This window comes from Qipengyuania sp. NPDC077563 (assembly GCF_044901345.1).
Lineage (GTDB): Bacteria > Pseudomonadota > Alphaproteobacteria > Sphingomonadales > Sphingomonadaceae > Qipengyuania > Qipengyuania aestuarii.
In genome coordinates this window covers 820,765-835,988 of the sequence record NZ_JBJDPC010000002.1, presented here as the reverse complement: position 1 = coordinate 835,988, position 15,224 = coordinate 820,765, and the positions used below count along the sequence as shown (strand labels likewise).

The window sequence follows — 15,224 nt, the reverse complement described above, 5'->3', positions numbered from 1 at the left end:
GGGGCGCCTTAATCGCACAAACTGCCTACTGCAACGCCGTGCTGGTCGCTGCCGGGGCCAGGCAAGCTTGCGCAGGCGCCAACGCTCGTCCAAAGCGCGCGCCAGATGGACGACTCCGTAGTTACCCACGATCAGCCGCGTTCGCTCATGGCGCGGATGCTGACCAATGTAGCCTGGCTCATTGGCGGCAAAGGCTTCGGGGCCGTCTGCTCGCTGGCGTATCTGGCAATCCTCACACGCTCGCTGGGCCTGAAGGATTTCGGACATTTCGCGCTGATCTTCGGCACGTCCCAGGCCTTGATCGCTCTCGCCGGCTTTCAGACCTGGCGTACGGTGGTGCGCTTCGGCGTGAAGCATATTCACACGGAAAATTGGGGCGCATTCGGGCGGCTCAGCATGATGAGCTTCGTCTTCGACGTCTTCGGGGCACTGGCCGGATGCCTCGTCGCCTATGTCGCCTTTTATCATTTCGCTGCAGAGCTCAGCCTCAATCCGCGGCTGATAGATACCGCGTTCTGGTTCAATGTCGCGGCGCTCTGGGCGCTCGTTTCAACCCCCACTGGCATTGTCCGGGCGCTCGATCGCTTCGATGTGGCCGTTTATGTCGAGGCGCTGGTGCCTGCGCTGCGCCTGATTGCAGCGGGTGTGATCGCCTTTGCCGGACCCAGCCTGGCCCTCTTTCTGGTGGCCTGGGCCGTCATCGATCTGATCGAAGCCGCGGTCTACTGGATCGTGGCTCGCCGGCTCAGTCCCCAAGCGATCCGGCTGAAATATTTGCCGACGGCATTCAGGGCTCGCCACGAAAATCCGGGCCTCGTCCATTTTTTCGGGATAACTTACCTCGGCGCCACTCTCGATGCGATATTCAAGCACGGTCCGCTTCTGGCCGTAGGCTATTTCGTCGGCACGAGTGCAGCAGGCCTCTACCGCCTCGCCCACCAGCTTGCTCAGGGCTTATCCAAACTCTCCGCTCTACTGAGCCGCGCAGCCTACGCCCAGATTGCCCGCGCAAGCGTGGCTTCGGCGGCCGACGAGTTTCGCAGGCTCGCGGCGCAAACGACCAAGCTCGCGGCGATTGGCGGCGCGATCGTCGTGGTGGCCGCAGCGACCATCGGCGGACAGATCCTTGCACTTCTCGGCGGCGAGGAATTCCGCAATGGATATACGATCCTGCTACCGCTCGTCATCGTGTCGAGCATCGAGCTTGCAGGCGTGGCTTTCGAGCCGGTCCTCCATTCGACCGGGCGGGCGCGGCTATCGCTGATTGCCCGTGCCATCACGGTCGCCACGGCGGCAATCTGCCTGTCACTCGTGGTCAACACCTATGCGGAACAAGGCATTGCGTGGTCGCTCGTCGTCGGGGCAACGGTGGGCTATCTGGTGATGGGAGCGATGGCCTTCGTCGCGCTTCGCCGGGCCCATTCGATCGACATCCACGCCGATCCCGAAATCTAGCCCTGCGGCGCGATAACCGCCCAGCCTCGCGATGCCGCGCGATTCGCCTTGCGCGCACTGGACGTTATGAAAATCGCCTCCTGCGCCTCGTTCAGCATGGGCGCATCGGCGAAACTGTCGCTCACGAAACGCAGGGTGGTATCGGGTCCTGTATCCCCCAGGGCCTCCAGCACCCGGCGCCGTTTTTCCTCGCCGTAGCAATTGCCACCGGGGATCTGGCGGCCATCCCACCGCGTGGCGATCACGGTGTCGATATCGAGCATGCGCGCAAAAGCGCGGGCGTAAAATTCAAATGCGGCGGTGGCGATTACCAGGCGCGCGCCCTGGCGGCGGTCATCTTCCACCAGCGCGCTCACTTCCGGGATCCAGCCTGCCGTAGAGATATGCCGAGCGGCAAAGGCATGCCCGACTTTCTCGAGCTGGGATAACTCCTGCCGCCCCAGCATAAGTTTCATGCCCATGGTCTTGAGCGTGGTGCGATCGTAGAATTTGGCTCGATAGCCTATCATCAAGCCGATCCAAACGGGCAGGAACAGCAGCCGCCAGGGCGCCAGACGGCGCGCTGCGAAGGCCAGGAAGGGCGTAAACGTAGCCTTTCGCACCAGCGTCTTGTCGAGGTCGTAGATCGCCACTTTCATGGCCGCGCGGAGTGGCAGTTTCACCGCCATGCATCAAGCGATGCATATTTCGCGACGGCCTCCCCCTTGCACAGCGCGCCGCAACGGCTAGAGAGGGCGCAACCGCAGACAGGATCGAAAATACCCCATGGCGACCTTCACTCTTCCGAAGAACTCCAAGATCACCGGCAAGACCCGCACCCACAAGGCGGAGAATGCGGGCCGCGTGATGAAATTCAAGATCTATCGCTACGATCCGGATCTGGGAGAAAACCCGCGTTACGACACGTTCGAGATCGATCTCGATGCCTGCGGCCCGATGGTGCTCGACGCTCTGTTCAAGATCAAGAACGAGATCGACCCCACGCTGACCTTCCGCCGGTCCTGCCGCGAAGGCATCTGCGGTTCGTGTTCGATGAACATGAACGGCAAGAACGGCCTCGCCTGCACCACCGCGATCGAAGATCTCAAGGGTGAAATCCGCATCACCCCGCTGCCGCATATGGAGGTTGTGAAGGATCTCGTTCCCGATTTTACCCATTTCTATGCGCAATATGCCAGCATCCGCCCTTGGTTGCAGACCGTCTCGACCACGCCAAGCGGCAAGGAACGCCTGCAGTCGCCCGAACAGCGCGAAAAGCTGGATGGCCTGTACGAATGCATCCTGTGCGCCTGCTGCTCGACAGCCTGCCCCAGCTATTGGTGGAACAGCGACAAGTTCCTTGGCCCGGCCATCCTGCTACAGGCCTATCGCTGGCTGGCCGACAGCCGTGACGAAATGACCGGTGAGCGGCTCGATCAGCTGGAAGATCCCTTCCGCCTCTATCGCTGCCACACCATCATGAACTGCGCCAATGTCTGCCCCAAGGGCCTCAGCCCGGCGAAGGCGATTGCCGAAACCAAGAAGATGATGGCCGAACGCGCGATCTGACGTGCTGCTTGGCGACGTTTTCGAGCACGGTCCAGATCCGGACAATCCCGGCTGGCGCCACTGGAACCTGAAGGACCCGACGCTGTTCAACGGCGCGGTAATGGGCAAGCTCATCACCCGCGTTGACGAGGATGGCCGCCATTCCCGCCTGCGCATGTTGCCCGAGCGACGCCACGAGAACCTGCAGGGTATCATCCACGGCGCGGTCACCCTGTCGCTGATCGACATATCGCTGTTCACCACGATGCACACTCTGGGCAGTGGCAACGCTGGCCCGTCGGTCACGCTGGAACTTTCAACCCAGTTCACCGGCGCAGGAATGCCCGATCGCCCCCTGGATGCAGTGACCGAGATCGTCCGGGAAACTGGGAGCCTCGTTTTCGTCCGCGGCATGGTCGAGCAGGAGGACAATGTCGTCGCGTCCTTTTCCGGCATCGTGAAGAAAAGGCGTGCCGAATGACCGGCATGCTGGCGCGTTATGAAAAACTGGTCGCTGCCGGAGAGCTCCGTTCCGATCCGGACCAGCGGCGCGCGGCCGAGCGGCTGGACCGGCTGCAAAAAGACCTCGAGGCAGAAAGCTCGGGCGGTCTTCTCAGCCAGCTGTTCCGGCCGAAAAAGACCCGGCCACAGGGCGTTTACATGTGGGGCGGCGTGGGCCGCGGCAAATCCATGCTGATGGATCTGTTCGTAGAGACGCTCGGCATTGCTGAGAAGCGGCGTGCCCATTTCCACGAATTCATGCTCGAAGTGGATCGCCTGATCCGCGATGAGCGCAAGAAGGAAGCGGGCGATCCCATCGCCCCGGTCGCCGCGCGCCTTGCCGCCGATGTGCGCTGCCTCGCCTTCGACGAAATGGTGGTGAACAACACTGCCGATGCGGCAATCATGGCGCGGCTGTTCACCGCGCTCATCTGCGATCAGGGCGTGACGGTGGTGACCACCAGCAACCGCCCCCCTGCTGATCTTTACAAGGACGGGCTGAACCGCTCGCTCTTTCTACCCTTCATCGATCTGGTGCAGGCGGAACTCGATGTGGTGCCGCTCAACGGGCCGACCGACTATCGCCGCGACCGGTTGGGCGATATCGACAGCTGGCATACTCCGCTCGGCGACGAAGCCACCGCGCAGGTCCGCGAGGCCTTTTTCCGCCTCACTGATTATGCGCCGGAAGATGCCGACCACGTGCCCAGCGGCGAAATCGACCTTGGCGGCGGGCGCAGCCTTCACGTGCCCAAAAGCCTTAAGGGCGTCGGCGTATTCAGTTTCAAGCGGCTATGCGGCGAAAATCGCGGAGCGGCAGATTACCTCGCTCTGGCTCACGCTTTTCATACGGTTATCGTGGTCGGCATACCGCGCCTGTCACCCGAAAGCCGCAACGAGGCGATCCGCTTCACCAAGCTGGTCGACGCGCTTTACGAAAACAGCGTGAAGCTGTTCGTCACTGCCGCTGCCGAACCGGAAGATCTCTACACCTCCGGCGATGGCGCGTTCGAATTCGAGCGCACTGTCAGCCGTTTGGAGGAAATGCAGAGCGAAGACTACATGGCCCGCGGCCACGGTGTTTCCGCCTAGGCGGCGTCGCGGTCACGGGTCGCATTTGTCTCGAAATAGTTGATCATCATGGTCAGGACCTGCCGGAGGGTCCGCTCCTGATCGTCGAGCCGCGCCTCAAGCGCTGCCAGCCTCTGCACCGTATCCGAATCCGCAGCTTTGGCGGGCATGCCATGGGCAATCTGCCCCAGTTCCTCGCGCAGGGCCGAAATCTGGCTGTCATGCTCGTAGAAAGCCTGCTCGATCGCCTCAATCTGCGCATCGAGCAACGCGTTTCCTTCCGCCTGTTCGGCTTGGTTCGGCTCGTGCTGCGACATTGATTGCTGCTCGTGTTCTGGCTCGGGCGCGCTTTGGTGCTCATCGCGCCGGTAGGGCTGCGTGTCTTCCGATACGAGATGGATACCGCCAGCGGGCGGCGTTTCCGCCACGCGTCCGTTGATCTCGTCGAGCACCGCACGCAGCGTGTCTTCAGCGATGACCTCGCGCTGCTCCATCGCGCCCTTCATCAACACCCGCGACATGATCCGGTTGACGAGACGGGGAATGCCCCGGCTTTCGCGATGGATCAGCCGCCAGACATCGCCCTGGAAGCGCGGACACAGCTTGTATCCGACATGTTCGAGCCGGTGCATGACGTAAGGCTCGATTTCTTCGGGCTGCATCGCTTCGAGATGGTGGGTCGCGATCACGCGCTGGCGCAATTGTTCGAGCTGGTCCCATTCGGTCAGCAGCTGGCGGAATTCGGGCTGGCCGAGCAGCAGCATCTGCAGCAGCGGCTGCGCGCCGAGATGAAAATTGGACAGCATGCGCAATTCTTCGAGCGCGCCCACCGTCAAATTCTGCGCCTCGTCCACCACCAGAAGCACCTTGCGGCCTGCGCGGGCCTCGTCCTGCAGGAAGTTTTCGATCTCGGCGAGCGCGCTGGCCTTGTCCGAACTGTCGACATTGAGGCCAAAACTGTGCGCGGCCATGCCGATCATCTCGTCGCTGCCCAGAGCGCTGGTCACGACCTCGCCCACGGTCACGCTGTGCCAGTCGAGCCGGTTGCGCAGATGGCCGACAAGCGTCGACTTGCCCGCGCCCACCTCGCCGGTGATCACGATGAAGCCTTCACCCTGGTTCAGGCCGTAACCGAGATAGCTCAGCGCCTTCTTGTGCGTCGCGCTCTCGAAATAGAACGACGGGTCGGGCGTGAGCTGGAAAGGGCGCTCGCTGAAGCCGTAGAAATCCTCGTACATGTCTGCTCTGCAAAATCCTCTGGGTGCGCGCTGTCCTAGCGGCGAATTATCCCTAAAAGGTTGATAGAAAACTCACACGATAATTTCTTCGGCTTGTCCCTGTCCGAGAAAGGCTGCCGGCGAAGCGCTCGCTCCATAGGCACCGGCGCAGAATACGGCGACCAGATCGCCCACCTCGGCGCGCGGCAGATGTGCCTTGTCGGCCAGACGGTCGAGCGGGGTGCACAGGCAGCCCACGACATTGGCCTCTTCCTCCGCAGGTGCGTCGAAGCGGCTCGCGATGGCGAGCGGATAGTTGCGGCGGACGACCGTGCCGAAATTGCCCGAGGCGGCAAGCTGGTGATGCAGACCGCCATCGGTCACGAGATACGTTTCGCCATGGCTGTCCTTGCGGTCGAGGATCCGCGTCAGATAGACGCCGGCCTCGCCCACGATATAGCGACCGAGCTCGATGAAGATTTCCGCATTCACAAGAGTTTGCGGAAGGCTTTCAAATCTTTTCTCAAGTTCCCGACCAACGCGGTGGACGTCCAGCGGCGTATCGCCGCGGAAATAGGGGATGCCGAAACCGCCCCCCATGTTCAGCTTGGGAAGATCGGTGCCCGCCTCGCTCGCCAGACGGTCGGCGAGGTCCAGCACATTCGCCTGCGTCTCTATGATTGCCTCGGCATCGAGCGCCTGGCTGCCGGTGAAGATGTGCAGTCCGCGCCAATCGCAGCCCGCAGCGATGATCTCGCGCGCCAGCGCCGGGACCCGCTCGGCATCGACGCCGAAGGGTTTGGCCCCGCCGCCCATCTTCATGCCCGAGCCCTTGAGTTCGAAATCCGGATTGACGCGTATGGCGAGCCGGGGCGTCCTGCCCACTTCACCCGCGATCGTCAGCGCGCGCCGCGCCTCGTTCTCGCTCTCCAGATTGAGCGTCACCCCCGCCGCGATCGCCGCGCGCAATTCCTCGTCGCGCTTGCCCGGCCCGGCGAAACTCACCCTTGCGCCGTCGATGCCGAGCGCCTGCACCATGGCGAGTTCGCCGCCCGATGCTATGTCAAGCCCGTCGACCAGCCCGGCCCCATGCGCCAACAGCGGCGCGAAGCTGTTCGCCTTGATCGCGTAATTGATCTTGAGCCGTTCGGGCATGGCCGCGCGCAGCAGGGCGACGCGCTGCTCGATCATGGGCCGGGAATAGACGAACAACGGGGTCCGGCCAGCCTCGGCCACCAGATCGCTCACCTTGCGCCCCGATATGGCGAGCTCACCGTCCAAGGCTTCGAAGCCTTCTGGAATGGGGCCGAGCGGCTTCATGCACCGATCTCCTGCGCCAGAGTAGTCCGGTCGATCTTTCCATTGGGGTTCAACGGCAGTTCCTTGCACCAGTGGATTGTGTGAGGCTGCATGAAGTTGGGCAGCTCCCGTGCAAGCGCCTTGGGCAGCAACTCCCCGGCATCGGGCGTACCCTCCGCCGCGCGCACAACCAGATGTATCGCCTGACCCAGACGCTCATCGGCAATTCCCAGAGCGACGGCTTCGGCCACCAGCCCGGTGGCCAGCGCCGCACTCTCGATTTCCTGCGGGCTGATCCGGTTACCCGAACTCTTGATCATCGCATCGCGCCGCCCGACGAAATAGAGCAGGCCGTCCTCGTCGCGCATCACCCGGTCGCCGGACCACACGGCGGTACCGCCATAATGCGATGCCGCAGGCGCAGGCCGGAAGCGCTCGGCGGTGCGTTCGGCATCCTGCCAATAGCCCTGCGCCACCAGCGGGCCGCAATGGACCAGTTCGCCTTCCTGCCCCGCGCCGCAAATCTCGCCGGCCTGATCGACGACAAGGATTTCGGCGAAAGGAATGGCCCGCCCCATAGAAGTTGGGTGGTCGGCCACCAGCGCCGGATCGAGATAGGTTGATCGAAACGCTTCGGTCAGACCGTACATAGGAAATATCCGCGTTTCCGGCAGGATAGAACGCAAAGCTGAGATGATTTCCGGGGTTAGCGCCCCGCCGCTATTCGTGACGCGGCGCAGCGACGTCACCGCGTCTTCCGGCCACTCCGCCTCGATCAGCTGCACCCATAGCGGCGGCACTGCCGCCAGTGTGGTGATGGCGTGCCGGGCGCAGGCCTTCGGAACATCGCGCGGGAAGAGATAATCGAGCGGCACGGCGCAGCCACCGGCATACCAGGTGGAAAGCAGCTGGCTCTGCCCGTAATCGAAGCTCAGCGGCAGCACGGCCAGCGTCACATCGTCATCTGCCAATCCGAGATAATGCGCCACCGACACGGCGCCCAGCCACATATTCGCATGGCTCAGCATGACGCCCTTTGGCTTGCCGGTCGATCCGCTGGTATAGAGAATGGCGGCTAGCTGCTCCGGATCGTGAGCGGACGCAGGCAGTGCGTGACTGGTCTGCTCCGCCGCCGACCACGCCCCATCCTCGTCGAGAATTGCGCAGCCGGGAGGACTGTCCGAAGCTTCCAGCGTGCCGAGCCGGGCCTTTGTACCGATCAGCAGCCTCGCCCCGCTATCGCCAAGGATATGCGCCACCTGCGCGCGCTTGAGCAGCGGATTGATCGGCACGTGGACCATCCCCGCTCGCGCCGCAGCCAGCGGCAGCATACAGGTCAGCTCGCCCTTCGCCGCCCAGCTTGCCACCCGGTCGCCCTTGTCCAGCTGTGCACCAAGCCATCCGGCGAGCAGTGCCACACGCTGCGCCAGATCGGCATGGCTGAGCGTGCGATCCTTCAGCACCAGCGCAGGCGCATCGCGGGGGCCGCGCTCCGCCAAGTGATCCAGCGGCAGCGGCAATTGATCGTGATCTGGAATATCGGACATTGCGCGCCCGCTATCTCTCCAACGCTCACCGAGTGCAAGTGGCCGGAATGCGCCACCTTGCACCGCTACCCGCGCGCAGCTAAGGGCATGCCCGCCTTGGAGCTTGGGAAACCCGCCAGACATATGACCTCTCAGACTGCCACCGCCGATCCGACCGGTCCGAGCCGGAACGCAATCGATACACAGTTGCGTGCCATCCTGGTCGACGTGCTTGCGCTCGACGCGGCGCGCGTTGCCGAATTCGATGCGGACACCGGCCTGTTCGGCCATCTGCCCGAACTGGATTCGATGGCCGTCGCCACGCTCTTCACCGAGATGGAAGACCGCCTCGGCTTCGTGATCGAGGACGAGGATGTCGATGGCGAAATGCTGGAAACCTACGGTGGATTGCTGGCTTTTGCAGAAGCCAAGGCCGTCGAGATCTAGGCCTCAGCGGGTAAAATAACTGGTCAGCTCGACATGGGTCGACCAGCGGAACTGGCCCACCGGGCGCAGCTTTTCCAGCCTGAAGCCCGCATCCACCAAAGTCTTTGCGTCGCGCGCCCAGCTTGACGGGTTGCAGCTGATGTAAGCGACACGGGTCGTGCTGCTCTGCGCGATCTGCGCCACCTGTTCGCGCGCACCGGCGCGCGGCGGGTCGAGCAGAATGCCGCCGAAGCGCGAGATTTCATCAGCGGTCAGCGGGTTGCGGAAAAGGTCGCGGTGCAGCGAGTGGACGGGAATGCCGCGCGCATTCGCCGCGCTCTGGCATGCGAGATGGGCATCGCGCGCCGCCTCCACCGCCAGCGCCTTGGCCGGGCCGGCGAGCGAGAAGGCGAACGTGCCCAGCCCCGCGAACAGATCGGCGATCGTGGCTGCGCCGTCGAGAAAGGCCTTTGCGTCTTCTACCAGCACGTGCTCGCCCTCAACCGTGGGTTGGAGGAAGGCATTGGCCGGTAGACCGACCGGGACGTTACCCAAAGTGATCGTGGCCGGTTCAGGCTCCCACACCGTCTCGACGCCATAACCCTGATCGACGGCAAGCCGTGCCAGCTCATGCTCCCGCGCGAAATCGAGCAGCGCTTCGGTCGCCGCAAGGCCCTCGGCCACGAAGCCCTTGAGCAGGCAGTCGACCCCGCGATCGGCGATGGTCAGCGAGATATCGACCGGGCCTTTTCCCGCATGGGCGGCGATGAGCTTGCGCAGAGGTGCGACCAGCGCGAACAGGCGCGGCTCGAGGATATGGCACTCGCGCATGTCAACGATGCGATTGCTGCGGCCTTCGCGAAAGCCCAGGACCGCGCCCTTGGCTGTGGACAGCGCATGAAGGCTGGCGCGGCGGCGCGAACGCGGCGGCGAAAGATGGGTCGGCAGCAATTCCCCGACCGCGATCTCCTGCGACTGCGCGGCAAAGGCGACCCGCTCGGTCACGAACTGGCGCAGCGCCTCGTCATCGGCATGCTGCAGCTGGCAGCCGCCGCAGGTGCCGAAATGGCGGCAGGGCGGTGTCTGATGATGCGGTCCCGGCTCGATCGCGCCGCTGGCATCGATCCGGTCGCCGGTGACGGCCCCGGCGATATGCCGCCCGCTTTCGGTGACGCCGTCGCCTTTCGCGGCGATGCGCAGAACGGTTTCCGTCTCGCTCACAGGAATGCCTCCAGAGCTGCGGCTGCGTTATCGGCAAGCTCGCTCGCGGTGAAGGCCGGCTTGCTCAGCCGCGCGGCCTCGTGGTGCAACCAGACCGCCTCCTCGCACGCCGAGAAGCCGTCACCATCAACGGCAAGGCGCGAGGCCGCCATGCCCGCCAGCACATCGCCCGATCCCGCGACCGAGAGCCAGCTGGAACCGCGAGGGAAGAACTTCGCGCCTTCCGCGCCGACCAGCACGGTGTCCGGTCCCTTGGCGAGCACGCTCATGCCGGTCGCTTCGTGCAGCGCCCTTGCCCGCTCCAGCTTGGTGTTACCGGCAATGCCGAACGCCTTGCACAGCGCCGCCAGTTCGCCCTCATGCGGCGTAACGACGATCTTGCGCGCATCCGCACGCTCCAGCAGCGCCGCATCCAGCAAATGAAGCGCATCGGCATCGAGAATGGCGCGGTGGCCGCAGGCGAGCGCCTGTTCGAGCCGCTGGCGCGAAGCCTCGCTGCGCCCGAGGCCGGGGCCGATCAGCACGGCAGCAATGCGGTCATCGGCCAGACCTTCGTTCAGCGGCCCGTCCTCGATCACCAGATCGACCGGCGCATCAGGGTGCGAATGATCGCTGAAGAGCTTCACATAACCCGCCCCGCAGCGCATCGCCGCCTGTGCAGCAAGGATCGGCGCGCCCGGCATTTCGCCCGCCACCACCGCGAGCAGCCCGCGCCGGTATTTGTGGGCATCGGCGGCCGGGGCCGACAGGCGCGGTGCCTGCGACAGGCTCGGCGCGTCGCGGGGCGGAGAAAGGCCGATATCAACCAGCCTCTTCATGCCCATCCGGGCCATGGCGGGCATGGTGACATGCGCGTGCTTCCACGCCCCGAGCGCGAGCGTCAGGTCGTAGCCAACCACCGGCCCCATCGCCTCTCCCGTGTCGCTGGCGATGCTGCTGGGAACATCGACCGCAATCTTGAAGGCCTCGGCGCTCTCCAGTTCCTTGAGCAGCACGGCGAAGGCCCATTTCACCTCGCGCGAAAGGCCATAGCCGAACAAGCAATCGACGATCACCGGCGCATCGAGTTCGCCTTCTTCCAGCACCGTGCCGCAAAAAATATCGCGCGCCGTGCGGGCGGTCTCGCTTCCCGGCGGCTTGGGGGCGATCACCTTAACGTCATTGCCCTGCGCGCGCAGGAATTCGGCGATCACATAGCCATCGCCGCCATTGTTGCCGGGGCCGCAGAGCACGCAGACCGCGCGGCCTGCCGCCATGCGGGCGACCCACTGGCCCGCGCCCTTGCCGGCGCGTTGCATGAGGTCCCATTCGCTGGTGCCGCTGTCCATTGCCGCCTGTTCGGCAGCGCGCATCTGGTCGACGGTGAGTATCGCTTCGCTAGGCATGCCGCGCGGCTGCCACGCTGCGGGGCGTTGGGCAAGGCCTAGCGGCGTTTGAGCTGCGAAACGTCGCGGATTGCACCCTTGGCGGCCGAAGTCGTCATCGCGGCATAGGCTTCGAGTGCCGGGCTGACCTTGCGCGGCCGCTCTGCCGCCGGAGCCCAGCCAGCATCGCCCTTCGCTTCCATCTCGGCTCGGCGCCGGGTCAGTTCCTCGTCGCTGACAGCCAGATTGATCGTGCGGTTCGGGATCGAGATTTCGATCCTGTCGCCATTCTCGACCAGGCCGATTTCGCCGCCTTCTGCCGCTTCGGGCGAGACATGGCCGATCGACAGGCCGGAGGTCCCGCCCGAAAAGCGCCCGTCGGTCAGCAGCGCGCAGGCCGCGCCCAGCCCCTTCGACTTGAGATAGCTGGTGGGATAGAGCATTTCCTGCATCCCCGGCCCGCCGCGCGGCCCTTCGTAGCGGATCACCACCACATCGCCTTCGATGACCTGGCCGGTAAGGATCGCGGTCACCGCATCGTCCTGGCTTTCATAGACCTTGGCCGGGCCCGAGAAATCGAGAATGCTCTCGTCCACGCCCGCCGTCTTCACGATGCAGCCGTCGCGCGCGATATTGCCGTACAGCACGGCCAGCCCGCCGTCCTTGCTGAAGGCGTGGTCCGCGCTGCGGATGACACCGTTCTCGCGGTCAATGTCGAGGCTTTCCCAGCGCGCCGACTGGCTGAAGGCGGTCTGCGTCGGCACGCCGCCCGGCGCCGCGGCATAGAATTCGCGCACCTTGTTGTTCTGCGTGCGGCCGATGTCCCAATCGTCCAGCGCATCGCCCATGGTCGGGCTGTGCACGGTGGGCAGCGCGGTATGGAGCAGGCCCGCCTTTTCCAGTTCGCCCAGGATCGACATGATCCCGCCCGCCCGGTGCACGTCTTCCATGTGCACATCGTTCTTCGCCGGGGCGACCTTGGACAGGCACGGCACCTTGCGGCTGAGTCGGTCGATATCCGCCATGGTGAAATCCACCCCGGCCTCATGCGCGGCGGCGAGCAGGTGGAGGACCGTATTGGTCGATCCGCCCATGGCGATGTCGAGGCTCATCGCGTTCTCGAAAGCCTCGAATGTCGCGATGGAGCGCGGCAGCACGCCCTCTTCCTCTTCCTCGTAATAACGGCGCGCCAATGTCACGGCGAGCCGCCCCGCCCGCTCGAACAGGCCCTTGCGGTCGGCATGGGTCGCCAGCGTCGAGCCATTGCCCGGCAGCGACAGGCCCAGCGCTTCGGTCAGGCAGTTCATCGAATTGGCGGTGAACATGCCCGAACAGCTGCCGCAGGTGGGGCAGGCGTTCTGCTCGATCGCGGTCACTTCCTCGTCGGAATAGCTTTCGTCCGCGGCGGCGACCATCGCATCGACGAGATCGAGCGCCACTTCCTTGCCCTTCATCACCACCTTGCCCGCTTCCATCGGGCCCCCGGACACGAAGACGGTGGGGATGTTGATCCGCATGCTCGCCATCAGCATGCCGGGCGTGATCTTGTCGCAATTGGAAATGCACACCATCGCATCGGCGCAGTGCGCATTGACCATATATTCGACGCTGTCGGCGATAAGGTCGCGGCTGGGCAGCGAATAAAGCATGCCGTCGTGGCCCATGGCGATGCCGTCATCCACCGCGATAGTGTTGAATTCCTTGGCCACGCCGCCCGCCGCCTCGATCTCGCGGGCGACCAGCTGGCCCAGATCCTTGAGGTGGACATGACCCGGCACGAACTGGGTGAAGCTGTTGACCACGGCGATGATCGGCTTGCCGAAATCCTCGTCCTTCATGCCGGTTGCGCGCCAGAGCCCGCGCGCGCCCGCCATGTTGCGGCCGTGGGTGGTGGTGCGGGAACGGTATTGCGGCATGGCTGCTCTCTTCGGATCGGTCGTCTGAAAGGAGCGCGGAGCCTAGGCCAGCAAACCGCCCATGCGAAACAGCTTTTGCTTGGGGGCGCTCAAACTTCGAGCGCCACACGCCCCAGCACATCGGCCAGCATGACCGCCCAGCGCGATTGTCCAGCCTTGGTATTGATCTGGTCCTGGCGGATCTCGACCGTGCAATAGGGAATGCCCCTGGTCTCCGCGTGGCGGTCCATCGTCGCATTGAGCTGCTTGCCGGAATAAGGCTCGTTATCGCCCACCGTCAGCCCCTGTTCGCCGAACAGGCGGATGGCGTGGCGCGCCGCGCGATCGTCCTGATTGTAGAGCAGGCCCACTTCCCAGGGGCGCTCTTCCCCGCTCGTCGCCAGGCTGGGCGTAAAGCTGTGCAGCGCGATGATCATGCGCGGCTGCAACCGCTCGATCAGCTGTCCCAGCTCGTAATGATAGGGGCGGTGGAACAGGTTCAGCCGCGCCTCCACATCGGCGCCGATATTGCCCGGGATCAGGTGCCCGTCGCTTTCGGTGGGGACGACCGCCGCATCGTCTTCCTTGCGATGGAAATCACACACCAGCCGGCTGACGCAGGCGATATGGGCGGGAATGTCATGCTGCCGGGCCAGCCGGTCGGCAATCCCCTCCACCCCGATGTCGATCGCGATGTGATCGTTCAGCAGCTTCTGGTCGATACCCAGTTCGATGCCGTCGGGCACATAATTGGACGCGTGATCGACCACGCAGAGAAGCCCACCGGTACGCGCGCCCTCCGTACCGACCTGGCGATACGGCAGATTGTCGATCATCATCGAAGATTACCCTTTATGTGCCACCAGCCGGAATGATCGGCGGCGATACGCGCGGCGGCTTCGTCGCGCGCGGAATTGCTGTCGTAAAGCGCGAAACAGGTCGCGCCGGAACCGGACATACGGGCGAGAAACGGCGAAGTTCCGCGCAGCGCGGCCAGCACTTGCGCGATTTCGGGTACCAGCGATATCGCGGGCGCTTCCATGTCGTTGCGCCCTTCCAGCGCGATGGCGCGGCTGTCAACTTCGGGCATGGCGCCGCGATCCTTGCCGTCCCATACCTTGAATACCGGGCCGGTTGCCAACGGTATGCGCGGATTGACCAGCAGCACGGGCGTTGCGGCGAGGCTGTCGTCGGCGGGTTCCAGCTCGGTCCCTGTGCCGCGGCCAATACAGGTGCGGCTCTCGACGCAGGCGGGAACATCCGCCCCAAGCCTCCCTGCACGCTCGCGCCAGTCATCAGGCAGGCCATGAAGCTCGCGTACGATGCGGAAGATCGCGCCTGCATCGGCCGATCCCCCGCCCAGCCCCGCCGCCACCGGCAGGTTCTTTTCGAGCGTAATGTCGAGCCCCTGCGCCCGCGGCAGCGCGCTCAGCGCCTGCATCACGATATTGCCAAACGGATCGGTCAGCGCCCCGCCGAACTCGCCCAGCGTCGCCAACCGGTCCTGCGCCGCCGGTTTCGCAGTGAGGATATCGCCTGCATCGACGAAGGCGAACAGCGTTTCGAGTTCGTGATAGCCATCGTCACGACGTCGCCGCAGATGGAGAGCGAGATTGATCTTGGCGTAGGCGGTTTCGCGCGTCATTTTTCTGCCTCTGCGAGCGATCTGTCCCTCATACGCTCACTTACTCAAACTCCACGTCATTGCGAGCGAAGCGGTTG

Annotated in this window: 14 protein-coding genes; 5 read left to right on the top strand and 9 right to left on the bottom strand. The window is 64.2% G+C overall.

Annotated features, from left to right (window positions below; genetic code table 11):
* Nucleotides 1–105 precede the first annotated feature (105 nt).
* Entirely contained in the window at nt 106–1,455 is a 1,350-nt protein-coding gene (locus tag ACI2I1_RS10060; protein WP_404678982.1) for a lipopolysaccharide biosynthesis protein, read from the top strand.
* Here ACI2I1_RS10060 and ACI2I1_RS10055 read toward each other — a convergent pair.
* Nucleotides 1,452–2,117 carry an HAD family hydrolase gene (locus ACI2I1_RS10055; RefSeq protein WP_404678981.1) on the bottom strand — a complete coding sequence of 222 codons (666 nt, stop codon included), beginning with the start codon at nt 2,115–2,117 and terminating at the stop codon, nt 1,452–1,454. The genes ACI2I1_RS10060 and ACI2I1_RS10055 overlap by 4 nt on opposite strands.
* A gap of 103 nt (nt 2,118–2,220) precedes the next feature.
* On the opposite strand from ACI2I1_RS10055, the gene ACI2I1_RS10050 reads away from it, so the two are divergent.
* The 3 genes from ACI2I1_RS10050 to zapE are packed head-to-tail and all read left to right on the top strand — an operon-like array spanning nt 2,221 to nt 4,575.
* Nucleotides 2,221–3,003, top strand: coding sequence for a succinate dehydrogenase iron-sulfur subunit (locus ACI2I1_RS10050; protein WP_404678980.1), 783 nt, complete (start codon nt 2,221–2,223; stop codon nt 3,001–3,003).
* 1 nt (nt 3,004) lies between these two features.
* Entirely contained in the window at nt 3,005–3,463 is a 459-nt protein-coding gene (locus ACI2I1_RS10045) for a PaaI family thioesterase (RefSeq protein WP_404678979.1), read from the top strand.
* A complete protein-coding gene (zapE, locus tag ACI2I1_RS10040) occupies nt 3,460–4,575 on the top strand; it encodes a cell division protein ZapE (protein WP_404678978.1) in 1,116 nt (371 codons plus the stop codon). Before ACI2I1_RS10045 ends, zapE begins: the two co-directional genes overlap by 4 nt.
* Here zapE and ACI2I1_RS10035 read toward each other — a convergent pair.
* The 3 genes from ACI2I1_RS10035 to ACI2I1_RS10025 all read right to left on the bottom strand — a co-directional run bounded on the left by ACI2I1_RS10035 (nt 4,572) and on the right by ACI2I1_RS10025 (nt 8,617).
* On the bottom strand, nt 4,572–5,792 hold the full coding sequence (locus ACI2I1_RS10035) for an ExeA family protein (RefSeq protein WP_404678977.1): 1,221 nt from the start codon (nt 5,790–5,792) through the stop codon (nt 4,572–4,574). The two genes, zapE and ACI2I1_RS10035, sit on opposite strands and share 4 nt — an antisense overlap.
* Nucleotides 5,793–5,864: 72 nt before the next feature.
* Nucleotides 5,865–7,091 (bottom strand): pyridoxal-dependent decarboxylase, exosortase A system-associated, encoded by a 1,227-nt coding sequence (locus ACI2I1_RS10030; RefSeq protein WP_404678976.1) that lies wholly within the window; start codon nt 7,089–7,091, stop codon nt 5,865–5,867.
* A complete protein-coding gene (locus ACI2I1_RS10025) occupies nt 7,088–8,617 on the bottom strand; it encodes an acyl-CoA ligase (AMP-forming), exosortase A system-associated (protein ID WP_404678975.1) in 1,530 nt (509 codons plus the stop codon). Before ACI2I1_RS10025 ends, ACI2I1_RS10030 begins: the two co-directional genes overlap by 4 nt.
* A 123-nt stretch (nt 8,618–8,740) precedes the next feature.
* Here ACI2I1_RS10025 and ACI2I1_RS10020 point away from each other — a divergent pair, with 123 nt between their 5' ends.
* On the top strand, nt 8,741–9,043 hold the full coding sequence (locus ACI2I1_RS10020) for an acyl carrier protein (RefSeq protein ID WP_404678974.1): 303 nt from the start codon (nt 8,741–8,743) through the stop codon (nt 9,041–9,043).
* A gap of 3 nt (nt 9,044–9,046) precedes the next feature.
* On the opposite strand, the gene ACI2I1_RS10015 is transcribed toward ACI2I1_RS10020, so the two are convergent.
* The 5 genes from ACI2I1_RS10015 to ACI2I1_RS09995 form a co-directional block, all read right to left on the bottom strand.
* Nucleotides 9,047–10,243: a class I SAM-dependent RNA methyltransferase gene (locus ACI2I1_RS10015; protein WP_404678973.1), complete on the bottom strand. Its 1,197-nt coding sequence runs from the start codon at nt 10,241–10,243 to the stop codon at nt 9,047–9,049.
* Nucleotides 10,240–11,628, bottom strand: a complete 1,389-nt coding sequence (locus ACI2I1_RS10010) for an NAD(P)H-hydrate epimerase (RefSeq protein ID WP_404678972.1) — start codon at nt 11,626–11,628, stop codon at nt 10,240–10,242. Before ACI2I1_RS10010 ends, ACI2I1_RS10015 begins: the two co-directional genes overlap by 4 nt.
* Before the next feature lie 38 nt (nt 11,629–11,666).
* Nucleotides 11,667–13,523, bottom strand: a complete 1,857-nt coding sequence (gene ilvD, locus ACI2I1_RS10005; RefSeq protein WP_404678971.1) for a dihydroxy-acid dehydratase — start codon at nt 13,521–13,523, stop codon at nt 11,667–11,669.
* Nucleotides 13,524–13,612: 89 nt separating this feature from the next.
* The gene (locus ACI2I1_RS10000) at nt 13,613–14,338 is read right to left on the bottom strand and encodes an N-formylglutamate amidohydrolase (protein WP_404679165.1); all 726 of its coding nucleotides are present in this window, start codon (nt 14,336–14,338) and stop codon (nt 13,613–13,615) included.
* Nucleotides 14,338–15,147, bottom strand: coding sequence for a 4-(cytidine 5'-diphospho)-2-C-methyl-D-erythritol kinase (locus ACI2I1_RS09995; protein WP_404678970.1), 810 nt, complete (start codon nt 15,145–15,147; stop codon nt 14,338–14,340). The genes ACI2I1_RS10000 and ACI2I1_RS09995 overlap by 1 nt, the downstream gene beginning before the upstream one ends.
* Nucleotides 15,148–15,224: the final 77 nt, after the last annotated feature.